The sequence below is a fragment of the Octadecabacter arcticus 238 genome (assembly GCF_000155735.2).
GTDB classification, from domain to species: Bacteria; Pseudomonadota; Alphaproteobacteria; order Rhodobacterales; family Rhodobacteraceae; genus Octadecabacter; species Octadecabacter arcticus.
Genome location: NC_020908.1, coordinates 5,143,685 through 5,167,606, shown reverse-complemented (window position 1 = coordinate 5,167,606; position 23,922 = coordinate 5,143,685). Strand labels below are relative to the sequence as shown.

Genomic DNA, 23,922 nt, shown 5'->3' with positions numbered 1-23,922 from the left:
TCATGCAGCAGCCTCGTACTTGGCACGACCAAGCCCGTTCATTTTGTTGAGAATGTTTGTCCCAATCCTGACTTCAGTTTTTTGGTTCGGAAAGTTCCGAGCTTTCAGTTTGGGGCCGATGACCATCTTCCAGCGGCCTATTTGTGCTTCGCCGCGGCTCCGGTGATTGTAGCCGCTGCTAACTTGCCATGCCAGGCGCCCTTTGTCTCGAATCTCCGCGATGTGTTTATCTCGGGGCGTTGGATCACGGGCAGCATCGAGGCTGAGAACGGCCGTGATCGGAGGCGGAATTACAATCTCTATAGCTTCACCAAAACGGTCCACAAGCAGATTGCTGGTAGGATCGCCATCATAGGCGCCATCCGCCAAAAAGCGGCTAACAGGAGCGTCAATCTGATCGAGAAGTTCGGGCAAAGCAGTTGGGTCGCCTACGTCGTCTTTTGTCAAATCGGAGCAAACGATATCTCCAGTTGTGATATCCAGTCCAAGATGCAGCTTGCGCCACGACTTACGTTTGGGCTTTGTTTTATGCTTTTTCTCCAGCCATTCGCCTTCACCAAATATCTTCAGACCCGTACTATCCACAACTAATTCGATTGGGCCGGCCCTTTGGGCTTTAGATTTTTCTGGTATGCTGAGCCCCGCACCTCTCCGCGAGAGGGTCGAGAAATCCGGAACGGAAACATCCAGTCCCATAAGCCGCGCCAAACTACCGACCAATCCTTGCGTCTGCCGCAAAGGTTGTTTGAAAGCCATACCTAGCGTCAGGCATACTGATATGGCCATATCAGAGTATGTGGGTTGGCCGCCTGGCGTCTGACGTTTATCGGCAAGCCACTTATCTGCAACCTCAGGGCTCAACCAAATTGTCACATCACCGCGCTGACGCAGGCCTTCATTGTACACTCGCCAGTTGGTGACCTTCTGTCGTTTCTTTTCAAACTTGTGGCGGCGGGAAGCGTTGAATTTGTGCGGCATCATGAATATCCAAGTCGTTGGCAAGCTAGGTGTCTAGCAGACCCGCTGGGGTCCCTGCAACAACGGCCCCAGAGACCGTTGCAGCCGGAATACCTGTTTTGGCTTCCATAACCTGAACGCCCCACCCAAGAAATTTGCGAGCGACTATGCTTTGATGTGGCGTCACGGGTAACTCTCAGTTAGCTGATATTGTCTATTTTTTCCGATTTCGTTCTGGCCTAGGAGGAACCGTGTGGTCGGATGCCAAGTCGACAGCTTGGTGTGCCAAGTCTAAGAACAAGCCTTTGGTGGCTTTGTATACCGCCTCATCTGTAAGTTCGTAGGTCGTAAACCCTTCCTCGCAACTGGGGCACCATCTGCGCCTGCGGATTGTCAATGAACCAGCCAGTTCATGCCTGCGGCTGTCTTTCACGTCCGAGGCAATTGGGCCGCAATTGGGGCATTCGAAGTTAGGTTCTTTTTTTTTGCTCACGATTAAGTCCTCCAAGATATTGACGCCATATCAATATCAAGAGAACTACCGCAACAATGACAAACTGGCGCAGCTGATATTTTTGTAGGAGGCTAGTAATCTGCCATGGCAAAAAGCGACAACCTTAACCGTTTAGCCTACTTTGTTGCGGTTTTTGAAACAGGGTCATTCACGCTCGCTGCTGAGCGCTTGGGCGTAGGAAAGTCAATCGTGAGCCGCCAGATCACCCAACTCGAACGGGAGCTTGGCGTCTTTCTCTTGGTCCGCACCACGCGCAAGGTGGCCCCAAGCAAAGCGGGGCAGGTTTTTTACATGCGATGTAGGAAGATTCTAGCTCTGGCAGATCAAGCCTTTGCCGAAATGTCGCGCATGAAGACCGCGCTTCAATAATATCTCGAGATGTCCTCCCCAAAAAGAAAAACCCGCCACGTAGGGCGGGTTAGTTATGCTCTCCAATTACGGCCAGCGCAGCAGTAGACGCACTAACCATTGAAGGGCGACCGAGCATGGTCATGGTCATGGTCATGGTCATGGTCATGGTCATGGATCCTTGAATCGCAGTGCGAGACTTACGTCAATTACTTGTGGTAGGAGGATCGCAACTGTGTTGTTTGGGACTCAAGCTATGCAGACAGACTATTTAGGAGAAAAGACGATGGTTGAGAATAATAACAACCGCCAACAGGTCATCAAAAGTCTGACAGCGGCGGAAGTTCCTGAAGTCATCGCCATAGGCATCGCGGACGTCCTAGCTGAGGCAGGCTTCAAGCAACTGGCTGTCAGGCCATATCAAGCGAGCAGGCCAAGCCTTCTTCTATCCCCCCCCATTGCAAAAACTCTACCAGCGTTAGTGCTAAGTCATGATCAGAGAATTGAACTGCCCGCCCAAAAGCGGCAGCACAATATGTATGCCTACACGCGGCTTGTAGCTAAAAGCTGTCAGGAAAATGTTCTAATGCTTACTCCTCAAGATCGCGTTGCGTAAGATTGCGTGGCAAAAAGGACCGTTTGTTGAACGCTCGGCGAGAGACACTCGCGCCAAACAAATATTTTTAGATCGCAAAGTCGATTAGCGATTTTCCTGCTGAGAGCCCATCCTTAATCCAATTAGGCTGCCTACCCACGCCCGGTCCAAGTGATCGATGAATCTTCCGGATGCTTGTACTTGGCGGGCGAAGCAACTTTAGCTTTCTTGCCACCCGTAAGATCCGCCAGTTTGTACCCATGATTTTGCGCAACCGCCTCTAACTCTGCAATCACGTCGGCACGTTTACGATCTTCAAAGCTTGCGACCGCTTTAGTCGCATCTTTTTGCAACTTCTTTAGTTCTTTGATGGATACTCCCGCGCCTGAATTGACCTGAGGTTTTCCCCTCAAATCACTTTGTATTCCTTGAGCGATATGACGCGGAAGTTGTCGGTGACGGTGTCGCGGAACTCTAGCCATTTTTCTCGCAGGGTCTTGCGGAAGAAGTCGAAAATGGCCTCTGTGAATTGGTTGAACGTTGCATAGTGCCGATTGTGGGTGACCCATTTGTGCATAACACCCCAAAGACGCTCGATCGGGTTGAGGTGCGGGGCATATGCTGGCAAGAAATGCAACTTCACCCGACGTTCTGGGCTGTCCAGCCATGGCTGTAGTATCTTGGCATGATGATAGCGGGCATTGTCGACAAAGACGTGGATGGCCGTCTTGGTTTGGTTGTTGCGTTCCAACTTTTCCAGCATCTGTCGGGTTGTCTGGGCATTGATCTTCTCGCCTTCCACAAAGGTGAACTGGAAAGTCTCAAGGTCAAGCGCGCCCTGAATGTTGAGCCGCTTGCGCCCTGATGTCGCCTTCAGGGCCGTCTTTTGTCCCTTGGGGAACCAACCATGGGCGGGGCGGCTCTGGTGTTCGGGGTGGACAGCGTCCGAAAAGACAACCATCTCATCTGCGGCCAACCCGTTCATCAGGGCCTCATATTTGGCAATAAACGCAGCCTGCTTGGCTTCATCGGCCTGTGCAGGCAGCAATTGTGGTTTCTTATACGCGAACCCCAGGCGGCGCATCAGCTTGGCGGCTCCCGACGTGCTGTAGTTTTGGTCGCACTCGGCTAGAACATAGGCACAGACCTCATCGGCATTGCGGGCAGGCTGCGCGGTGAAATGGGCTCTCACCGCCTGCTCTTGCACGACGGACAAATGACCCTGACGCTGGCTGTAGTCCTTCAGACCGAAAAACGATAGTCCCGCACCGGCAAAGGCAAATCGCCACTCCGTCAAAACTGTCGGGCCAATATCCAAAATCCGGCAAACCGTTCCGGCGTCTTCTCCTGCGTCCAAAAGAAGAAACGCGCGCGCCCGTTTCCAAACAAGGGCGTCAACTTTGCGGCGGCGGCAAAGTGAACTTCGTCCCTGTTGCCGGACATTGGGGTACTTTACCCCAGTCCGTGAAAGGGGCACCAAATGGGACAACATCGACGCAATTATACAGACGATTATAAGGCAGCTGCAGTTGAGCGGTTATATGAGCCTGGTGCGACGCAAGGCAGCGTTGCCAAGGAGCTTGGGATCACTGGGACGCAGCTGAAGACGTGGCGCTTGGAAATTGAGGCGTTTGGCTCAGTTGAAGCCAAACGGCGTCAGCAGGCGGATGCGGCTGAATTGCTCCGCCTTCGCAAAGACAACAAGCGGCTTGCTGAGGAAGTGGAGATTTTGCACAAAGCATCCGCTTTTTTCGCGGCGCGGGCGGTGAAACCATGACGAACAAGCGTGCTTTCGTCACCGCCCATAAAGCTCAATACGCGGTTTCAATATTATGCCGTCTTCTAGAGATATCCCGGGGCTGGTTCTACGGGTTCCCAGCCAGTCAGCCTGCACGTGATCAGCGTCAAGCTAATCGCGACGCTCGGGATCAGGCGTTGCTTCCCAAGATAAAAACCTTCTTCAAGGCCAGTAAGAAATGTTATGGATCAAAGCGTATTCACCAAGACTTACTGGCGGATAGTGAGGTCGTCTCCGAGCGCCGTGTTGCGAGAATAATGAAGGAACACAAGGTGTCCCCGCTTCTTCGCAAGCGTAGAAAGCCAATCACAACGGACAGCAATCATAAGCTGAAGCCATCCCCAAACTTGTTGGAACAGAAATTCCACAGCCAGACGCCTAATGCCGTTTGGCTGGCGGATATCACCTATATCGACACGGACGAAGGCTGGCTTTATCTGGCTGGCGTGAAGGACATGACCACGCGTGAGATCGTCGGTTGGGCGATGGAGGATCACATGCGTGCGGAGCTTTGCTGCGCCGCCCTCGAGATGGCTCTGGGACGCAGAGGCCCGGTTCCGGGATTGATACACCACTCCGATAGGGGCGGCCAATATGCTGGCGGGGACTATCGCAAGCTGATCAAAAAGGCGAAACTCACTCAATCCATGAGCCGCAAGGGCCAATGCCTCGACAATGCGCCGATGGAAAGCTTCTTTGCTTCATTGAAAAAAAAGGAGATGGTTCACCAGCGGCGCTTTAGAACACACGCTGAGGCCAAGGCCGCCATCTTCGAATACATTGAGGTCTTCTACAACCGCCAGCGCCGTCATTCAGGCGTCGGCTACAAAACGCCAAAACAGGCTTTCGAAGATATGACTTGGAAAATGGCGGCATAGGGTCAATAAGCAAACTGTCCGGAAAACGGGACGAAGTTCACTGTCTGGCGTGCCGCAAACGCAGGACACATCAGCCTGAACCAGTTCAAAGTCATGAGCGCCATTGAGCGCTGTCGAACCGCGGCGCTTGGCGGTCATGTCGCGCGGTGCGCCGACTGTGCGCATGAGCACATCGCCTACAACTCATGCCGCAACCGTCACTGCCCAAAATGCCAGGCGGGTGCTGCGAAGATATGGCTTGCGGCACGTGAGGCTGAACTGCTGCCCGTGCGGTATTTTCACTTGGTCTTCACGCTGCCCAAACAGATCGCCGACATCGCGCATCAGAACAAACGCGAGATCTATAATCTGCTGATGCGGGCAAGTGCGGACACGGTTATAAAGATCGCTGCTGATCCGAAACATCTGGGTGCCAAGATTGGTATCACGTCGGTGTTGCACACTTGGGGCTCGGCTATGACCCACCACCCGCATGTCCACATGATCGTTCCCGGAGGGGGGCTTTCAAGGGATGGTTCAAAATGGATCGCCAGCCGCAAGAACTTCTTCCTGTCTGTCCACGTTCTATCCCGCTTGTATCGGCGGCTCATTCTGGAAGGGCTGGCCAAGCTGCATAAGGCCGGGAAACTTCATTTCTTCGGTGATCACCTGGACCTCATCGACAAGACCGCCTTCGACAATTTCCTCGAACCCCTGCACAAAATAGACTGGGTCGTCTATGCCAAGGAACCCTTCGCCGGGCCGAAAGCCGTATTGGCATACCTATCGCGCTACACACATCGGATTGCCATTTCAAACAGCCGGTTGATCCGTTTCGATGCGCAAAACGTCACCTTCCGCGTCAAGGACTATCGCCTCAAAGGTGCGGGCCGCCACACGACCATGTCCTTGTCCACAAATGAGTTCATTCGCCGGTTCCTGATCCACGTGCTGCCCAGAGGCCAGCACCGCATCCGACATTATGGGTTCTATGGGAATAGCAACCGCACGGCCAATATCGCGCGGATCCGGCAACTGCTGGGGGCCAAAACCCCTCACAAGGAGCACGATAAAGGCAACACCATCAACGATGCAGATGAACCTCCTCGTGTTCTTGCTCTGCCTTGCCCATGTTGTGGCGGGCAGTTGATAATCGTCGACACAATCGCACCAGCCCAACATCCCAGAGCGCCGCCAAAAACACAAAGGGCTGCTGCATGACGCGCGCACCGCACATCACGAACGACACCCTCGGCCGCTCGCTATATCTCCTGCGAACCAATCGGCATGCTTTGATCAAGCTCAGCGTGGCAAAACATGGTGACGCCGACAAAATACCGTGAGTTTCAACCAACAGCAGGCAAAACCGGCGCTGCGCTTAACTCAATGCGCCCCGCCAAACTGGCCTGTCAGCTCCGGGCGAAAACACACGCATTGCGCAAATCCCCATAGCAACAATCGATCCACCCAGACCAACCCCGCGATTTCCCGCTTGAGCGCTTCTCCGACGCCAGGCAATGTTCCGCGTCACCCAAACCTCGCGCGTGGCGTCCGAGAAACCTACACCACAGCGGACCTTCGTGAACATCGCGGCGAATGTCGGCTATGAAGGTAGAGGCAAAAGCATTCAACAACCATTTGGGTTTTGAACGGGATTTGTGGCAGCGGTAAATGAAGATTTTTGCAAGCGTTAAAAAATCAAGCGTTTTTTCGAATAGGTCTGAAATTCGGCGGTGACATTGGTCTGGTAGTCTAGCAAGAAGTGAGAGGCCAGAACGTAAGCGGGACAAGACCAGTGGCAGACCATTATCCATTCATTCTGGGGAAAGCATTGAAAATGCTGCGGTTGCGAAAAGCGCATAAGCGGTATGCTATTTTTATCTCTACTATAGGAAGTGGAGCAACATATTTTGATTGGTGAGACATAACGATAACCCAAAGGAGTATGGCTATGGCCGCTTTCAAAACAAATTTTCAATCCGCCGTCCCTTTCAGTATGGCTATGGCCGCTTTCACAACAATTCACCCATCCGCCGTCCCCTTCAAGAACCCTTTTGTCAGCCTGGTAAAATTTTACAAAAATTGGAACGCCGTTCGCCAGACGCGCGAAACGCTGATTAATTTGAGTGCACGTGAGCTTTCAGACATTGGTATGACACGCGGCGACATTGAGAACTTTGCTCGCCGGGCCCGCGCATAAGCCTTCCTGGCAAAATCAATGAAAAGGGCACCTCAATCAAGGTGCCCTTTTTCGTTCAATCTTCAAAAGCGGCTATTTCGCGATTTGTGTGGGTAGTTTGTTTTCCGGTCACTCAACGATAGCCCTAGATGTTGTGGTGTAGGGCGACGCTTGCAGGTGGCTGAGTTTGCCAGAGATCAGATAGGCCATGAGGATGAGGTTGCGTGGTTTTCGATATCCTCTGGCGCGCGCCTTGGCGGCTTGGATTAAGCCGTTGATGGCCTCAACTGAGCCATTGCTCAGGGCGCTTTCAAAGCTGTTAAGGATACCATCCCAGTGGGTTTTCAGGGTCAGGGCGAGCTTCTTGAAGGGCGCTAGCTTGCTGCGGCGCGCCCATCGGAACCATGCGGTGAGCCGCTCTTCGGCCTCGGCGCGCGTGGTCGCCGCCGCAAAGATGTCGCGCAGCGCTTCCTTCAAGCGGAAGGCGCGCCCTGTCTTCAGCTGCATGCGTGATAGCGTGTGGTGCTGTGCAATCTGTTTTTTGGTCCACTTCTTTTTGTCCTTGAGCCACATCCATCGGCTTCGTTTCAGGGCGGGCTCTTCGCGCACCTCAGCACGCCTGACTTCTTCCAGCGCGGCGTTGGCCAGCTGGATGACGTGGAACCTGTCGAAGGTGATGGCCGCGTTCGGCAGATGCCGACCGATACCAGCAATATAGGCCCTGCTCATGTCGATGCAGGCGGCAGTGATGGCGTCCGGATCGCCACCATGGGTACGGAGGTCTGCAGTGAAAGTCTTGACCGTGCCCGCATCATGGCCTTCACAGGCAAAGAGCAGTCTTCCCGCCTTGAGATCATGGAACAGGGTGATGTAATTGTGGCCGCGCCGCGCTGCTGTCTCGTCGATCCCGACAGCCGTCACGTCGCTGAAGTCCTCCAGCTCGCGCGCAGCCGGGACGTAGTGGTCAAGCACGCGCCATGACCGGTCGTCCCCGATCTCGAGAAGATCGGCTATGGCCTTCACCGGCATCTCTTTGGCCAGAGCGATCACGAAGGCCTCGAACAATTGGCTGAAGCCGCTGCCACTGCGCGCCCAAGGAACCGTGATCTGCCCTGTCTTGCCGCATGCGCTACAGGCAACACGGGGAACGGAGGCGTGGATGAAAGCCTTGTGCTCAAAGAAGCGCAGATGCTCCCAGGTCCGGGGCCGCGTGTCATGGACCGGCTGATCGGCCGCGCCACAGGACGGGCAGGCAAACCGGGTGCCAGGCTTGAAGCGGATCTCGAAGTGGATTTCCTTTGCCTTGGTATCGAAGCGCACGTCGGAAACGCTCCAGGGCGCTTGCAGACCAAGCGCAATCGTAAACAAGTTTGTCTCGGGCCCCATGGTTCCCCTCCATCTTCTGATCTGTGGGAACTATATTCTACCTTGTGACATCGCAGACGCCAACAGATCCGGCGCGTCAGGCGCTGCGATATGTGAGGTCTACGCGCCAGACGCGCCTCACCTCGCGACCACAACATCTGGTGACAGCATCAAAAGGCCATCGCAGGCCTACCCACACAATTCGCGGAGGGACCTCAAAAGATAACGCCCTTATATGCGTACCCGTCCACTGTAGATACATTTCATGATGAATCTGGGGAGGGCTCTGTTACTATCCTTTTGAAGCTCGGCCAGGATTGATCTTCTTTGAGCTATGACTGAATCTGGTGTTTGAATGGTTTGAAGGTTGGCGGCGTATCTGGTTGAATTGTTGTTGGAAGACAGCAGCCCAACCAAAGGAGATACACCACCATGGGAACTACTAACATTGTTGATTTTGCGCGTCGAGACGAGATGACGGACGCGTTGACGGAGTTGCTGAAAACGGGAGCACAACAATTGATCGCGACAGCAGTTGAGGCTGAGCTTGTCAGTTATTTGGCGCAATTTACCGGCTTACGCACCGATGCCGGTCACGCGGCAGTCGTGCGTAATGGACATCATCCGGCCCGCCCGTTTCAAACGGGCATTGGCCCTGTGAGCGTGCGCATTCCAAAGGTTCGGTCCAAGGACGGCACACCGGTGACATTCCGGTCTGCCCTGGTGCCGCCCTATGTGCGCCGCACGAAGACGCTGGAAGCGGCCTTGCCATGGCTTTACCTCAAAGGGATCTCCAGCGGCAAGATGGCTCCCGCCCTCAAGGTTCTTCTGGGCCCAGATGCCGTTGGCTTGTCGGCTAATACGGTTTCGCGTTTAAAACGCGATTGGGCCAATGAATACGAGGCTTGGAAAGGCGCTGAGTTAGATGACGAGCCCATCGTCTATATCTGGGCCGACGGCGTTCACAGCGGCCTTCGGGGCGAGGATGACAAGCTCTGTGCCCTTGTTATTATTGGGGTAACTGCCCGTGGCAAGAAGCGATTTCTGGCAATTGAGGATGGGGTGCGCGAGTCCACGCAGAGCTGGCGCGAGGTTCTGCTTAACCTCAAAAGCCGAGGCATGAATGCGCCCAAACTGGCCATCGGGGACGGTGCCATGGGGTTTTGGGCGGCCATGGACGAAGTCTATCCTGAGACCCGCCATCAACGCTGTTGGCAACACAAAACGATGAACGTGCTCAATTGTTTACCCAAGCTGTCTCAGCCAAAAGCCAAGGCCGCGCTGCACGACATCTGGCAGGCCGAGACCAAAGTCGATGCAGAAAAGGCGTTCGATCTGTTCATCAAAACCTACGAACCCAAATATCCCAAGGCCACACTATGCCTGCAAAAAGATCGTGAGGAACTCATGGCATTCTTCGACTTCCCGGCGCAGCATTGGCAAAGCATCCGCACTAGCAATCCAATTGAATCGGCCTTCGCGACGATCCGGCATCGTACCAAGCGTTCAAAGGGCTGCCTGTCACGCGATGGCATGCTGCACATGATGTTCAAACTGGGGCAATGTGCTACGCAAAATTGGAGGAAGCTACGCGGCTTTGACTACCTCGCAAAAGTCATCACAGGCGTCACGTTCAAAGACGGAATCGAAACCACAAACCCCGACCAGATCACCGCATGACCAACAATACTCAAACACCAGATTTGACAATAACTCATCTTCTTTGGGTTGAAAGGGTGCTGTCAGACTAATTTGGACCGGTCTCAGTTCTCCAGCAACCCATATGATTTGCAAGTTAACCGTCCGCCCAAAAACCTAATTTTCAATACAACTTCCACAACAGTCGAGACGGCTGGGTGTCAGTGCTACTTTAACTTTCGCTGGAAGCGGTCCACGAGGATCATATGGGGGACCGTAAGTGCTGCGAGTCCTATGAAAACAATCCTTAAAAGACTTTGTTCCAATAATTCTGGCTTGAATCCTTGAAGGACTACAAATCCAATAAGTCCCGCAAAAACCGTTACTACTGACAGAAGCGCGGCAACACGCAGTCCTTGATGTGGATCGTCCAGAGAGCCGAATGCATCACTAAAATGACGCACGGAATGAAGCATACAAAAATAGACAACGAAATAGACCAATGGCGTCAGGCAGGCCGCAGCGATCCAAATGATACCCTGTTCACCGGCAGCGCGATTCCTCAACTGCGGCCGCAAGGATATCGTTGCGACGAAGATTCCCAGAGATATTCCAGCAACGACCGCGAGGAGCAGTGCGGCTGAGTTGGCTGCTGGTTCCGGTGTCAGATAACCAAACAGTGTTGCGACTTCTCCAGTTTGAAACAGAGCGGGCGCACCAACGGTCGCAACACCACCACTAAAGCGTAAGGTAGCACCTGCACCGTCCCAGTCACCTGAGAAGTGGAAGGCTGAATAGATCAGAAACGCATAAAGGGCAGTGCCCGGCAGGACGATCCAGAAAGCGATCACAAGCAGGGCAAGACCAACGTATAGACCCACAAACCGCAGCTTGCCGCGCCAGCCGTCTAATGGCCATAAAGATTGGGCGATCGGCAAGTCTAACGCGCCATGTGGCAGGCCAAGAATTGCCACTGCCGGAGCCAGTATAAACAACTGCGTGATTAAGACTGGTTGACCAATCAAGCTCACCACAATTGTTAAAATCGCCGCACCCGCAAAAAGCCAAGTTTGCCATATTTGCGGAACCGTCACTTTGGAAACGCGGCAGCATATAGAAATGGAAGCGGCGGCAACGCTGTCATGACTGATAGTAGATCCACTGCGCGGGTTGAGCCCGAGAGAAAGCGTTCCAATCGATCAGGGGAGACATTGCGAAACAAGGTTTCAAATAGGGCTGGACCACGTTCAGGTTTCACAGCAAGGACCTGCAAAAACACGCGATCCATGAAACGGGTCATTACGCTGTCCAGCCGCGTGTCGGGAACCTGTCCACTGACAAGTGCGGCTGCGACTTGATCGCTCTGCAATTGATTTCGTGCAAAAGCATACCCCGTTGAAGGCCTGGCTGCGCCGCCACCCAACCCCATGCGAATGATGCCGTCCAGGTTGTGGTCTGCAAAACCTGCCTGCATTGGTAATGCACCTGCTTCGGTACGAAGAGTTTCCATTTGTCCAGGATTGAGGGCATTGATCTCTTCATCTAGCCATTTGGTAAATACCTCTTGTCCGGGGTTATGTGGCGCGAACGACGTGACCTCGACCAGTGCCTGATCAATTGCGAATGGCAGGATATAGACGAAATCAACACCGCCACTTCGGGCGCGGCGAAAGTGCATGAGTTGCACGACATCTGGATTGAAAACTGGACGTTCAGTTTTGATTTCGCGGCCAAGAAAGAACTGCCCATAGCTTGGAACGCGGCTGGGTGGACGGGTATCAACGACATTCGTCGCCGTGAGAGACCCAGCGTCCGTATCAACCTGCCAACAATCGCCCGCCCTAGAAACGCCGTGGGCATGCGTACCCATAGAAATCGAAGTGTCATTGCCCTGTTCAATCAATTCAAGTGCACGGTTATAAAAGGCGCCAGACTTAACGGTCTGATAGCGCATGCTTGAGGACGAGCGCAGTGTTTCACCCTGCGGACCTTGCACCGTCCAAGACGTCCATTCTTCGCGCACGCAATCCTCGAAAGGATCGGATTGCGTGCGCCAGAAGCTCCACGCGCGATCATCAATATATTTCGAGCGGGGTTCGATAACACGAACTGATAAATCGCTTTTTGCCAGTCTCACAGCAAGGCTCAGCCCCGCGCAGCCACCACCCAGAATTGCAACGTCGACATCAGGCATGGGCATGACCAGACCCGTCTTCGGTTTTGCGTTTACGAAAGAGTTCAGCCAACACTGCACAAGTTGCCAAATAAACTTTGCGCTTTATTGTGACGAACGCACGACCTGCGAGAGGTTTAAATTTACGTTCCCGCAGTTGCGTTCCGATGCCCTGATACATTGCCGCTGCTGACGCCACAGCGAGTCGAAGTCGCCATGGAAGTGCCTCAAATGCAGATCGGCCTGACCGATACAATTCATCCGCTTCATTTAGCAAGCAGACCATGGCTGCTTCGGCTGCTGCGATGGCTTGGGGGTCGCCTGCTGCGATGTCTTCAGGGCAATGCGGGCATAGCGTTAACGGCAGATACCGTCGCCCTCTGCGGGCATCCTCGGCCACATCGCGACAGATATTGGTTAACTGCATGGCGCGGCCAAGGTCGGTCGCGTTTTTGAGGTATGCCTCATCCACGTCAAAGAGTGCGCAAATCATAATGCCAACTGTGCCCGCAACACCCATGCAATAGATATCCAAGGCTGCACTGTCGGCGATGCAGGTTGTGTCGGTGTCAGCCGCCACCGTGCACACCAGCTCTCTAAAAGCAGCCAAACCCAGCGGATGACCTTTGAATAAATCTTGCGCCTCGACAGCAATCGGGTCCTGCGGGTCAGGCTTGTTCAGATCATCCAACAACCCCTGCAATTGTGCCTGCCCAACTAGCCCACCAATCTCATCCGCAATATCGTCGACCGTGCGACACAGCGCATACAGCCGAGCGACACGCAATCGATCGCGCCGGTGCAACAAACGTGCCGCGGGTGCAAAGCTGCGTGCGTGATGGGTCATGATTGCCTGCGGGGTCATGTGACGGTTTCCGCGACTGGAACGAGCGTTTCTAGAACCTTGGCGGATGACACGACACCGGGCAATCCAGCGCCAGGATGCGTTCCCGCTCCTACGAAATACAGATTCCGCAGGCCTTCTGCTCGGTTGTGAAACCTGAACCACGCCGATTGCGTAAAGAACGGCGATAGTGAAAATCCAGCGCCGTCGACCGAGAGGTAGTCGTGACTGAAATCTTCCGGTGTCATGGCGAATTCTGCGGTTATCGTTTCGGTGAGACCGGGCAACATGGTCGCATCAAGGGCCGCGATGATCCGGTCGCGCAGTTTGGGGCCGTCCACAGCCCAATCCTGCCCACCGGCAAGGTTTGGAACCGGACACAGCACATAAAAACTGTCGCAACCATCAGGCGCAAAGCTGGGATCAGTCGCCGTAGGACGATGCACGTAAAGCGAAAAGTCATCAGCAAGTTTCTTTTTGTCAAATATATCGCGCAGCAGGCTTTTATAGCGTTCACCGAACCACACCGTGTGGTGGGCAACATCGGGCCATGTCTTTTTGGCGCCGAAGTACATGACGTACAGGCCCATCGATAAACGTGGCTTGCGAGACCGCAACTTTGCGACGTTCGTAATCTCGGATTGAGGCAGCATGTTGCGGTACACATGGACTGGGTCCATGTTCGATACGACCACATCTGCATCAAGGTCCTCACCCGTTTCAAGCACGACACCGGATGCACGCCCATTATCGACCTTGATTTGCGCGATTGTAGTGTCGAGTGAGATTTTGATGCCTTCCTCAACCATCAAGCGCTCAAATGCGTTCACCATTGCACCGGTCCCACCCATGGCAAACCAAACTCCGTGCTCACGTTCAAGATGGTTGATCATGCCGTAGATAGCGGTGGTCGAAAACGGATTGCCACCCAAAAGCAATGGTTGGATCGAAAACGCACGGCGCAGCTTGTCGTGTTTGAGGTGACGCGACACCATTGACCACACGCTTTCGAAAGACCGGAGCCGCAAGAGGTCTGGGATTTGTTTTGTCATAAACATAATTGAATGGAACGGAACAGCAGACAGTTTGGTAAAACCCACATCATAAATCTTCTTTGACCACGCGCCCATGCGGCGGTAGCCCGCGACGTCTACGGGCGAAATACGTGCGATTTCGGCCTCAGTCGCGGCTTCTGTCGGACCATAATCGAATGTATCACCATCGTGATATTGAAACCTGTACCATGGGTCGGGTACGACCAATGTGACGTAGTCCGACATTTTTTTGCCGAACAGTTCAAACAACTCTTCAAAAAGATGCGGAGCCGTCAAAACTGTTGGTCCCGCATCATGGCGGAACCCATCTTTCTCAAACACCTGACCGCGTCCACCAAGACGAGGGCACCGATCAATCAGGTGTACGTCATAGCCTTTGGCACGTAGACGGAGCGCTGCCGCAATCCCGCCAAATCCAGCGCCTGCAACAATGGCAGTTTGTGTGATGGGGAAACTGGTATCACGCGGCATTGGACACATCCTTTAATTGAGTTTCAAGGCGGTCAGCGAGTGCTATAAACGGTAGGCCTACTCCGTGGGGAAGGGCGTTCGCGTCCTTTCGTGCAGATTTCAGTGCTGCGCGTGCGCGCGCCGTTGCGATGATTTGTGCAGACTCGGGGGAGTGGCCCAATGCTTCAAGAGACAAACAGATATTTGTTGACCCTTTCGCAAGATCGTCGGCGCGGTCCATTATGTCATCAAGCGTCTGGTAAGCGATAGCCAGCGCGCGACCTGCGTGGACAACGGTCTCCTGTCCAGGCGCTTGGGCGGCGATCAACGCGAGGCGGATCGGCAGCGCCAACAACGGGCCAGACTTGTTGGCAGCAATGTTTACGTATGCTTCAGGTGTTGGCTGCGTCGAGCGGCAATCCTGCGTCTGTCCATCAATAGTGTATGAAACTGCGTCGTGCATCGCACACAGGGCAAGCGCGGGATAAGGATGTACCGCGATGGCCATATAGGCCGCGGATATCAGCAAATCACCGGTCGAGATTGCAATGTTTTTACCGAACCGTGACCATACGGACGGCTTGCCGCGGCGCATTGCGTCTCCATCTTGAAGATCGTCGTGCACCAGAGAGGCGTTGTGCAACAGTTCGGGCGCGATTGCGCAGGCAAGAGACGCCTGTGGTGAGAGGTTCAGCGTGGCGGCGGCATCAAGACCCAACCGTGCACGCACACGCGCGCCGCCGGCTGAAAAATGATACCGAGCAGCATCTGCAACTCGAGAAGGATTGGGCAAAAGAAGCCGGTCAATTTCGGCGTCAATTTCGGTTAATAAAACAGCCGATCGATCTTTTATACCGAACATCGAAAACATCCTATCGGATCACCAGAAGGGACCGCCCCCACAAAAAAAGCAGGGACGGCCTAAAGTGTTTATTCAGCAGGGACTGCTGTCTTTATGGAATCGTTGGTGTCTTCACTTTTGCGCATGGCAATCATGTAGATAAGTACACCGAAGCCAGCTTTTGCGATGATGTCGGCAATGGTGTAACCTACTTCAACAACAACCGTGGCGAAGGGACCTTCAAGGCCAACTGCGCCGGCAAAGTAGACAACTGGGTAAAAACACCAGCTGCCAACGGTTACGTTACGTGCCGTTCTGACGAGACCACGTGCATTTTCCGGCTGGCTTTCGATTGCTTTGCCCAGACCAACGTAGAGTTGGAAAACGATCCAAAGGAATGGGATCATAGACAAAAGACCAAAGATCCAACGGACGCCGCCCGAGTCTGACACTTCGCCCGGATATCCCAAGGCAACCATTAACAGCGCCGCAAGACCAAGACTGGTCGCGCGCGAGACTGTCTCGGATCTGCTGAGGCTCATCACGAGGATCAGTTCGATCAACAGAAGCGGCACAGTCAAAAGCCAATCGACGTAACGATATGCCGAATTAAAGGCTTTTTCGGTTGGCACGTGCACCCCGTCAACGAGCGTGTATGCGTCAACCCAGCTTTGTCCTATGCGGAAATAATGGTAGGCTGCGATGAATGTTACCAAGCCTGTTATTACTAAAGCAGTTTTATATTCTGATTTCACCTGACCAATGCCAAGCCAAAAGAAAAGTGTTGCTGCGGCAAGCGTAGCAAAGCCAAACGAAAAGGCGTTAAAAATAAGATCATATTGACCCAATGATAATGTTTCCATGTGTTTTCTCCCGTTAACAACATAAATTTTAGATAGTCGGTTTCAGGTGTATTCAATGGCGTACCAGATTTTTTTGATGCTACAGGGCTTTGATTCAAGAAATTCTTGCTTAAAAACAAAATGCTACGAGTTTTAATGAATTTTAGGTGTTGGGTGCAGCAAAAAGTCTCATGTGCGGATCTGACGTACGTGGCCTTGTCGCGCTTACGTTTCAGTCCCACAACTTTCTTATCCGGCCTTTCGCAGAAGCAAAGGGGCTTTTGCCGCCCAGCGATGAGCGGCGTCGGCGCGGATTATAGAAGCTGTTGATATACTGAAAGATAGCGCCTTCTGCCTGACGACGTGTCTCCCAGTGGTTACACCAGATCAATTCTGTGTTGATGGATTTGAAGAACGTCGCAGCAATTGCCCTTGCAGTTCATCGAGACTTTGAATCCATGCTTGGACTGACGTAGTTGATACTCGTTTGAGCAATATTCTGACCCACGGTCCGTATTGTAAATGCAATTCTCCGGCGGTTGGCGCAGCGCCACGGACCTGTCCAACGCTCGGATCACCAGATTCCGCTTCATGCGATTACTGACCGCCCACCTATTACCCGGCAGTGGTTTGCCTTGGCAAACCTTGAGGGGGATATGACGCGGCTGATGTTCTTGACCACCTTCTCGGTGGCTTCTTCGTCATCTTGATCTTCTGATCGATAAGATGAACCAGAAATCCGCCCTTATTCGAATCCTCGAATCTGTCCAGAAAGTGCTAACGTTAGACAGTCTAATTTGTTTTCCGGACGGCAAAAAATTTAGCTTTTGAAAGCTTAAACCAATCAGTCGAATACGTGCGAGCTACCCACCTTTGACATAACCAACTCGGCAAGGGCAGTTGCGTGAGCACAGCTTGCAAAGGTCTGCTTACATCGTCCCAGGTGGTATCATCGCACCCGCAGCGAAGGTCCGCTCCCCGCCCTTGGTGTCGAATGACACAAACGGCCCATAGCTACTGGCGCATGATGCAATTATCGTTGCTCGCCGCTACAGCGTAATAAATCGTGCATATGCTTCATCGCCAAGCAAGGTTTTTAACTGACGATTTTGCACGTTTTCCTTACGTCTAAGCTTGTCTAACGCACTTTTCAGTTTTGAAATGCGCTTTTCATCAGCTGTCATGCGGCTTGCCATCAATTACTCCGAGGTATTAATTCTGTAGCCGGTTTTGGAAACGCACCCGAGTACAAAAGTAACTGTTAACATACACAATGTACTTCCGAGAAGCGACCGTGCTTCAGGTCACTTCCGGCCCAAGCACTAAATCGCTTCGCGATAGGGGCGCTTGTGGCGGGTGTTGGGGTGAACAGGGATTTGTTGCGCGATTCTAGATGTTGGGTGTGTGCTGTTGGTCGAGGTGATTTTGCCTCGATTGACAGAGGATATTCCGATGAACATTCAACAATCGACACCAACGACGCCCCTTCGTGCTCGTATGATTGCCGATATGTCGGGGCGCAATCTCGGCCCTGCATCACAGAGTAGTCACCAGCGCGCCTGTAAGCGTTTTGCGGCTTGGCTAGGGCGCTCGCCAGAGACGGCCACGCCAGATGATGTGAAGTACTTCCAACAACATCTGGTGGAGAGCGGTGTCAGCATCTGCACCCGAAACCAAACAATGACAGGCGTCAAGTTTCTGTTCCGCGTGACCCTGCGACGGCATGATTTGGTGGCTGAGATTTTCCATTTGAAGGAACCGGTGAAAGTGCCACTGGTGCTGAGCAAAAAGGAGATTAAACGCATTCTAGCCATGGCTCCGAGCCTGAAGGCGCGCGTAATGTTGTCGCTTGCCTATGGCTGCGGAATGCGCGCAGGCGAGGTCGTGCGTTTGAAGGTTGGCGATATCGACAGCGCTCAGAAGATCATCCGGATTGTGCAAGCAAAGGGCCGCAAAGATCGCAACGTCATGCTGCCGTCCGATATCTTGGGCATGTTGCGTGAGTGGTGGAAAGAGCGGCCCACCGGTCAGGACAAGGATCTGCCAACGCCTGAGCGGGTCCTCTTCCCCGGATATCGCGGCAAACACCTCTCAGCGCGACAGATATCGCGGCTATTTAAAGAGACCGCGCGGGAAGCCGGGATCACCAAACCGGTCACGCTGCACACGTTGAGGCACAGTTTTGCAACCCATCTGTTGGAGCGCGGCGTCGATATCCGGGTGATCCAAGCCTTGCTCGGGCATTCCAAACTGACAACTACTGCGCGCTATGCCAGCGTTGCCACGGGCATGATTGCGGCAGTGGACAGTCCGCTGGATGATCTGAATGGAGCCAAGCGGAAGAAGGGCAAGCCTTAGCCTTCATAGGCCACCATGCCCAGTCGATCACTGGAGGTCGCGGATATCTTCCGTGACCATGGTGCTGCTTGGCGTGCCGCAAACGCAGGACACATCAGCCTGAACCAGTTCAAAGTCATGAGTGCGATTGAGCGCTGTCGAACCGCGGCGCTTGGCGGTCATGTCGCGCGCTGCGCCGACTGCGCGCATGAGCATATCGCCTACAACTCATGCCGCAACCGTCACTGCCCAAAATGCCAGGCGGGTGCAGCGAAGATATGGCTTGCGGCACGTGAGGCTGAACTGCTGCCTGTGCGGTATTTCCATCTGGTCTTCACCTTGCCAAAGCAGATTGCTGACATCGCATATCAGAACAAACGCGAGATCTATAATCTTCTGATGCGGGCAAGCGCGGACACTGTGGTCAGAATCGCCGCTGATCCTAAACATCTGGGGGCAAAGGTTGGCATAACGTCGGTCCTTCACACTTGGGGCTCGGCGATGACCCACCACCCCCATGTCCATATGATCGTGCCGGGGGGAGGGCTTTCGACAGATGGTTCAAAATGGATCGCCTGCCGCAAGAACTTCTTCCTGTCTGTCCACGTTCTATCCCGCTTGTATCGGCGGCTCATTCTGGAAGGGCTGGCCAAGCTGCACATGGTCGGGAAACTGCAATTCTTCGGCGATCTCACAAACTTTGCAGATCGAAATGCCTTCAACGACTTCCTCAAACCACTGATTCAAATCGACTGGGTCGTCTACGCCAAAGAACCCTTCGCCGGGCCGAAGGCGGTGCTGGCGTACCTGTCGCGCTACACACATCGGATTGCCATTTCAAACAGCCGGTTGATCCGTTTCGATGCGCAAAACGTCACCTTCCGCGCCAAGGACTATCGCCTCAAAGGTGCGGGCCGCCACACTACCATGACGCTGGCAACATCAGAATTTATTCGCCGGTTCCTGATCCACGTCCTGCCAAGAGGTCAGCACCGCATCCGCCACTACGGTGTTTGTCAAAGGTGTTGTCCGCCGATTTCATGCAGCGTCTCTGATTTCAGAGGCGCTGATTTCGTTTTCTGGGTTCAGCCAGACGGGTCCTGCTGGTTGCCAGTTTCGGGTTTTTCCTGACCAGCGTTGCGGGTTTTGCGCGCGAGCAGTTGCATAGAGATTGGCACGATTTGTGAGCGTTGCACGATCATGACCTGCGTGGCACGCATTCGGCGTGACGAAGCGGATGGCGCTGTGCAGGTGTTCACTATTGTACCAACCAGCGAAGGTTTGGACCCAGGTTTGAGCATCCGCCTTGGTGGCAAAGCCCTTGGTCGGCCAGTCCGGGCGGTATTTGCAGGTTCGGAACAACGCCTCTGAGAAAGGGTTGTCGTTGCTTACGCGAGGGCGACTGTAGGAGGCCGTGATCCCTAGTTTTTCCATCGTCACCTTCATCGTGGCGCCCTTCATAGGACTGCCGTTGTCAGCGTGCAGAACCAAGGGGCGCAACTGACAGCCCTCCGCTAGCACTGCTTGCCGGATCAGAATGGCAGCTAGATCCGCACTTTCACGCTCATGGACCTCCCAGCCCACGATCTTCCGGCTGAAGATGTCCACGATCAGATACAGATAAAAGAACATGCCTGCGACAGGTCCCGGCATCCAGGTAATGTCCCAGGTCCAGACCTCACAGGGCGCGCATGCCTGATAGCTTGTGGGCTTCTTACGCTTGACTGGGGACTTGGCTCGACCCCGGTGATGCTGCAATCCATTGGCGCGCAGAATGCGGTAGAAACTCGATTCCGAGGCTAGATACTGCCCCCGATCTGCTAGCTTTGGCACAATCTGACTTGGGGGAAGGCTAGAGAACTCCTTTGAATTACAGACATCTAGAACAGCCGCGCGTTCTGCCGTACTCAACGCGTTTGCTGGTTCCGCACGCGGCACGAGGGGGCGCTTATCAGGGCGAACCTCGCCGTCTTTTGTCCAGCGCCGCAGAGTGCGTTCGCTGATTTCCAACTCGGAACAGGCTTTGGCGCGCTGCGCTCCTGCGGTGACGGCCTCATTGATCAGAGCAACTGCGGTTTGGCGATCTGGGGTGCTGATCATGCGTCCTCTTCGTCCCCCCAGATCGCTGAGGCCTTTTTTCGCAGAACAAGCAGTGCTGCAGTTTCGGCCAGTGCGCGATCCTTGCGAGCAAGCTCGCGTTCCAAATCTTTCATCCGTTTCTTGTCTTCCTTGGTCGCACGCACAAGACGTGCTGCACTCGTGCGGTCCCAGTCGTTGGCCTGCTCGCAAGCAACTCGCCACATGGCAATCTGCGCCGGGTAAAGGCCGCGTTTGCGGCAGTATTCGGCTAGGTCAGCCTCGTTCAGAGCAGCAGTTTCCAACACCGCCGCAAACTTGTCACGTGAAGACCAGCCCTCAGGGCTCGCATCAGCGTCAGGCAAAAGCTGCCCCTTGTTGCGCGCCTCAGCACGCCAGGAGAAAAGCGTCGCTGCCGAAATGCCTTCCTCCCGCGAAAGCTGCCGAATGGCCACGTTGTTCGGCGGAAGCATCCGCTTCAGCGTAAGCATCAACGCTGCCCTTGATCAAGCTGCGTCTTTTGCCTCGGCCTCGGCGTTTTTAGCATCGATCATGTCCTGATAGGCCCACGGCATGAGATCGTTGATACGGTTTGCTTGATGGTCCTGGATGCGTTCCAGCACCCATGCGAGCCAGGCTTCGGGATTCACTTTGTTCATCTTGGCGGTCTCTATCAACGTATAAGCAATTGCTGCAGATTTGCCGCCTGCTTCTGATCCCATGAAGAGATAGTTTTTGCGTCCCACGGCCACAGGGCGCACTGCGCGCTCGGCTGTGTTGTTGTCCAGCTCAAGAAAGCCGTGATCAAGATAGGGCCGTGCCTTTGGCAGGCGCGCCAGTGCATATTTGATCGCCTTGGCCAGCGGCGTCTTGCTAGAGATCTTGCCCAGTTGCTCTTTAAGCCAGACTTCCAGGTCATCAAAGATCGGCTTGGCGTATTCCTGACGCAGGGCCACGCGTTCCGCAGGGGGCAGGAACCGCGCTTGTGTCTCAACATCATAGAGCTTTTTAATCCGCAGCACGGCTTCGCCCGCCACGGGCAGCTTTGTGCTTTCATAAAGGTCAAAGAACTCACGCCGCACATGGGCCATGCATGCCATCTCTTTGACCCGCCCCGTGCGGTAGGCGTCATTATACCCAGCATAGGCATCCGCATGGGCGTAGCCTTCATAGCTTTCGAGATGCTTGCTGGGATGCTCCGCCTCACGGCTGGTGGAGAACTGGTACCACACCGCAGGTGGAGCGCCGCTGGCCCAAGTGTCTTCTTTTCGGGCATAGACCCACAGTCGCGCGGTTTTGGTCTTATTCTTTCCTTTGCCATTGCCCTTCTGGAGCAGCTTGACCGTTGTGTCATCCATGAAGATCGCCTGCGCCTCAAAGACGTGATCGCGGATTGCATCTGAGACGCGCTCCAGCAGTTTGGTGCATTTGCCGACCCATCCCGCCATGAGCGATCCACTCAGATCAATGCCCTCGTTGGCAAACATCTGGCTCTGGCGATACAGCGGCAGATGATAGCCGTATTTACAGCACAGGATGTGGGCCATCAGCGCGGGGCCGACAAAGCTCTTCGGAATGGGTCGGCTTGGCATCTCAGCCTGAACAACGGCCTCACAACAGGTGCAGGCCAGACGCGGGCGGCCAATTTGGTTCACGATGTAATGTCCCGGGACATATTCCAACTCCTCCATCACATCCGTTCCAAGCACTTTGAAGCTGCCGCCACAGTCGGTGCAAGCATCACTGGGGGTGATGGTCTTTTGGACACGCTTCAGCCCCTTTGGGAAAGGTTTGCGCTTGCGCGGTGTGCGGGGCGGCTTGGCCTCAGCGTCAGAGGGTTCATCATCTGTCTCAACGGCTTGTTCGATCTCAAGTTCTTCAAGGATCAACTCAAGCGCCAGCTGTGCACTGCTTTCCGACTTTGAGCCAAAGCGGTGCTTGTTGTGACCGTGGAGTTGCAGGCGCAGATCGGCGATGATGGTGTCTCGGTTCTGGATGGCCCGCGCATGAGCGGTGCGCTCGGCACTCAGGGCGGCGTCCACTGATGCCATCTCATCCTTGAGGCGTTTTTGTACCGTCGCATGGCCAAGGGATGACCCGAGAAACGCTTGCTTCAGCTCTGACAATTCCGCTGTTTGCGCGGCAACGTATGCCTGTACTTCAGGGGGCAGATTAGTCAGATTTGGAGGGGTCTTACTCATGCCATTACATACCAAATCTCGGGCATCATGGGAATCCCACAAAGGCAAGAAGTCCTATAAAACATACAGCTATCCAACCATACTTGGACGCCATGTCTTCTTGAGAATACGCCAGTCTATGCCTTCCATCAGCATCGCAAGCTGTGCGCGGCTTAGGCTGACTTTACCTTCCTTGACTGAGGGCCATACGAACCGTCCACGTTCAAGCCGTTTGGTAAACAGGCACGCGCCCTGACCATCCCACCAGATCATCTTGATCTGATCGCCACGACGGCCACGGAACAAAAATAGATGCCCCGCGTAAGGGTCAGCTGCAAGAACCTGCGCGGTCTGCGCCGCCAGCCCGTTGAAGCCGCGCCGCATATCCGTAACTCCTGCGGCAAGCCAGATCTTCGCATCCCCCAAAACAGGGATCATGCTGCAAGTCCTCGCGCCAGTTCCAGCACAAAGCCAGCATCAACCCCGTCGCTCACGCTCAGCTTGCGACCGTTCTCAAGTGTGATCTCAATATGGGGGACAGGTAAGATGCTGGTGCCGGATGACGCAGGCGTGTCCACCATACCCGCATCGGCAATCTCTACGGGGGTGAACTGGCCTATATCTGATTTGTCAGGCTGAAACCGCCCATCGCTGCGCCATGCATAAATCCGGTTGGTGCCCACACCGTGCTTCTTGGCAACCATTGGAACACTCACGCCAGCAGTGTGGCTTTCCGCTACAAGCTGTCACTTGAAATCATCCGTGTATTTGGAACCTCGGCCACGCCTAGTCTTGTTCATCATCAAAATCCTCATATCGCGCCAGCCATATCGCCAGCTTCGCGCAATAATCGCACCTTAGATCATGCCAAAA

The 23,922-nt window shown here is 54.1% G+C and carries 23 protein-coding genes and 3 pseudogenes; 9 read left to right on the top strand and 17 right to left on the bottom strand.

Going from position 1 to position 23,922, the window contains the following annotated elements:
- Entirely contained in the window at positions 1-981 is a 981-nt protein-coding gene (locus OA238_RS26755) for an IS5 family transposase (RefSeq protein ID WP_015497574.1), read from the bottom strand.
- 190 nt (positions 982-1,171) lie between these two features.
- Positions 1,172-1,450, bottom strand: a complete 279-nt coding sequence (locus tag OA238_RS35365) for an NrdR family transcriptional regulator (protein WP_420806474.1) — start codon at positions 1,448-1,450, stop codon at positions 1,172-1,174.
- A gap of 105 nt (positions 1,451-1,555) precedes the next feature.
- Here OA238_RS35365 and OA238_RS26750 point away from each other — a divergent pair, with 105 nt between their 5' ends.
- On the top strand, positions 1,556-1,840 hold the full coding sequence (locus tag OA238_RS26750) for a LysR family transcriptional regulator (protein WP_044037737.1): 285 nt from the start codon (positions 1,556-1,558) through the stop codon (positions 1,838-1,840).
- Between the two features lie 235 nt (positions 1,841-2,075).
- Positions 2,076-2,435: a hypothetical protein gene (locus tag OA238_RS26745; protein ID WP_144055999.1), complete on the top strand. Its 360-nt coding sequence runs from the start codon at positions 2,076-2,078 to the stop codon at positions 2,433-2,435.
- A gap of 131 nt (positions 2,436-2,566) precedes the next feature.
- Here the strand turns inward: OA238_RS26745 and OA238_RS26740 are convergent, their stop codons facing one another.
- The gene (locus OA238_RS26740; RefSeq protein WP_338042813.1) at positions 2,567-2,827 is read right to left on the bottom strand and encodes an H-NS histone family protein; all 261 of its coding nucleotides are present in this window, start codon (positions 2,825-2,827) and stop codon (positions 2,567-2,569) included.
- Positions 2,824-3,906, bottom strand: a complete 1,083-nt coding sequence (locus OA238_RS26735; protein WP_015497573.1) for an IS630 family transposase — start codon at positions 3,904-3,906, stop codon at positions 2,824-2,826. Before OA238_RS26735 ends, OA238_RS26740 begins: the two co-directional genes overlap by 4 nt.
- Here OA238_RS26735 and OA238_RS26730 point away from each other — a divergent pair.
- The 4 genes and pseudogenes from OA238_RS26730 (at position 3,895) to OA238_RS26710 (ending at position 7,269) form a co-directional block, all read left to right on the top strand.
- On the top strand, positions 3,895-4,191 hold the full coding sequence (locus tag OA238_RS26730; RefSeq protein ID WP_015495240.1) for a transposase: 297 nt from the start codon (positions 3,895-3,897) through the stop codon (positions 4,189-4,191). The genes OA238_RS26735 and OA238_RS26730 overlap by 12 nt on opposite strands.
- Positions 4,188-5,090 carry an IS3 family transposase gene (locus tag OA238_RS26725; RefSeq protein ID WP_015497572.1) on the top strand — a complete coding sequence of 301 codons (903 nt, stop codon included), beginning with the start codon at positions 4,188-4,190 and terminating at the stop codon, positions 5,088-5,090. The genes OA238_RS26730 and OA238_RS26725 overlap by 4 nt, the downstream gene beginning before the upstream one ends.
- Positions 5,091-5,135: 45 nt before the next feature.
- Positions 5,136-6,290, top strand: a pseudogene (locus OA238_RS26720) (IS91 family transposase); the annotation flags it as partial.
- Between the two features lie 730 nt (positions 6,291-7,020).
- Positions 7,021-7,269, top strand: coding sequence for a DUF1127 domain-containing protein (locus tag OA238_RS26710; RefSeq protein WP_051076621.1), 249 nt, complete (start codon positions 7,021-7,023; stop codon positions 7,267-7,269).
- A 108-nt stretch (positions 7,270-7,377) separates the two neighbouring features.
- On the opposite strand, the gene OA238_RS26705 is transcribed toward OA238_RS26710, so the two are convergent.
- Complete coding sequence (locus tag OA238_RS26705) at positions 7,378-8,634, bottom strand: ISL3 family transposase (protein ID WP_015497570.1); 1,257 nt, start codon at positions 8,632-8,634, stop codon at positions 7,378-7,380.
- 411 nt (positions 8,635-9,045) lie between these two features.
- Between OA238_RS26705 and OA238_RS26700 the strand changes: the two genes are divergently transcribed.
- Positions 9,046-10,293, top strand: a complete 1,248-nt coding sequence (locus OA238_RS26700) for an IS256-like element ISOan6 family transposase (protein WP_015497569.1) — start codon at positions 9,046-9,048, stop codon at positions 10,291-10,293.
- 185 nt (positions 10,294-10,478) lie between these two features.
- On the opposite strand, the gene OA238_RS26695 is transcribed toward OA238_RS26700, so the two are convergent.
- The 8 genes and pseudogenes from OA238_RS26695 to OA238_RS34650 all read right to left on the bottom strand — a co-directional run bounded on the left by OA238_RS26695 (position 10,479) and on the right by OA238_RS34650 (position 17,640).
- Positions 10,479-11,345, bottom strand: coding sequence for a Brp/Blh family beta-carotene 15,15'-dioxygenase (locus OA238_RS26695; protein WP_015497568.1), 867 nt, complete (start codon positions 11,343-11,345; stop codon positions 10,479-10,481).
- The gene (locus tag OA238_RS26690; RefSeq protein WP_015497567.1) at positions 11,342-12,451 is read right to left on the bottom strand and encodes a lycopene cyclase family protein; all 1,110 of its coding nucleotides are present in this window, start codon (positions 12,449-12,451) and stop codon (positions 11,342-11,344) included. Before OA238_RS26690 ends, OA238_RS26695 begins: the two co-directional genes overlap by 4 nt.
- Entirely contained in the window at positions 12,438-13,271 is an 834-nt protein-coding gene (locus tag OA238_RS26685; RefSeq protein WP_245581409.1) for a phytoene/squalene synthase family protein, read from the bottom strand. The genes OA238_RS26690 and OA238_RS26685 overlap by 14 nt, the downstream gene beginning before the upstream one ends.
- A 14-nt stretch (positions 13,272-13,285) precedes the next feature.
- A complete protein-coding gene (gene crtI, locus OA238_RS26680) occupies positions 13,286-14,794 on the bottom strand; it encodes a phytoene desaturase family protein (protein WP_015497565.1) in 1,509 nt (502 codons plus the stop codon).
- A complete protein-coding gene (locus OA238_RS26675) occupies positions 14,784-15,635 on the bottom strand; it encodes a polyprenyl synthetase family protein (RefSeq protein WP_044037733.1) in 852 nt (283 codons plus the stop codon). The genes crtI and OA238_RS26675 overlap by 11 nt, the downstream gene beginning before the upstream one ends.
- 68 nt (positions 15,636-15,703) lie before the next feature.
- A complete protein-coding gene (locus tag OA238_RS26670) occupies positions 15,704-16,477 on the bottom strand; it encodes a bacteriorhodopsin-like (RefSeq protein WP_015497563.1) in 774 nt (257 codons plus the stop codon).
- A 211-nt stretch (positions 16,478-16,688) separates the two neighbouring features.
- Positions 16,689-17,067: pseudogene (locus OA238_RS34335) on the bottom strand (DDE-type integrase/transposase/recombinase); the annotation flags it as partial.
- A 438-nt stretch (positions 17,068-17,505) separates the two neighbouring features.
- Complete coding sequence (locus OA238_RS34650; protein WP_275450488.1) at positions 17,506-17,640, bottom strand: hypothetical protein; 135 nt, start codon at positions 17,638-17,640, stop codon at positions 17,506-17,508.
- 268 nt (positions 17,641-17,908) lie between these two features.
- Between OA238_RS34650 and OA238_RS26665 the strand changes: the two genes are divergently transcribed.
- Both OA238_RS26665 and OA238_RS26660 read left to right on the top strand, forming a co-directional pair.
- Positions 17,909-18,814, top strand: a complete 906-nt coding sequence (locus OA238_RS26665; protein WP_015497562.1) for a tyrosine-type recombinase/integrase — start codon at positions 17,909-17,911, stop codon at positions 18,812-18,814.
- A 15-nt stretch (positions 18,815-18,829) separates the two neighbouring features.
- Positions 18,830-19,807, top strand: a pseudogene (locus tag OA238_RS26660) (IS91 family transposase); the annotation flags it as partial.
- 24 nt (positions 19,808-19,831) lie between these two features.
- Here OA238_RS26660 and OA238_RS26655 read toward each other — a convergent pair.
- The 4 genes from OA238_RS26655 to OA238_RS26635 all read right to left on the bottom strand — a co-directional run bounded on the left by OA238_RS26655 (position 19,832) and on the right by OA238_RS26635 (position 23,753).
- A protein-coding gene (locus OA238_RS26655; protein WP_085982795.1) for an IS3 family transposase occupies positions 19,832-21,360 on the bottom strand; the annotation gives its coding sequence in 2 pieces (ribosomal slippage) (positions 19,832-20,919 and positions 20,919-21,360; 1,530 coding nt in all).
- Between the two features lie 15 nt (positions 21,361-21,375).
- A complete protein-coding gene (gene tnpC, locus OA238_RS26645; RefSeq protein ID WP_051076424.1) occupies positions 21,376-23,070 on the bottom strand; it encodes an IS66 family transposase in 1,695 nt (564 codons plus the stop codon).
- 69 nt (positions 23,071-23,139) lie between these two features.
- A complete protein-coding gene (tnpB, locus tag OA238_RS26640; RefSeq protein ID WP_015494728.1) occupies positions 23,140-23,487 on the bottom strand; it encodes an IS66 family insertion sequence element accessory protein TnpB in 348 nt (115 codons plus the stop codon).
- Entirely contained in the window at positions 23,484-23,753 is a 270-nt protein-coding gene (locus OA238_RS26635; protein WP_015497558.1) for a hypothetical protein, read from the bottom strand. The genes tnpB and OA238_RS26635 overlap by 4 nt, the downstream gene beginning before the upstream one ends.
- Positions 23,754-23,922: the final 169 nt, after the last annotated feature.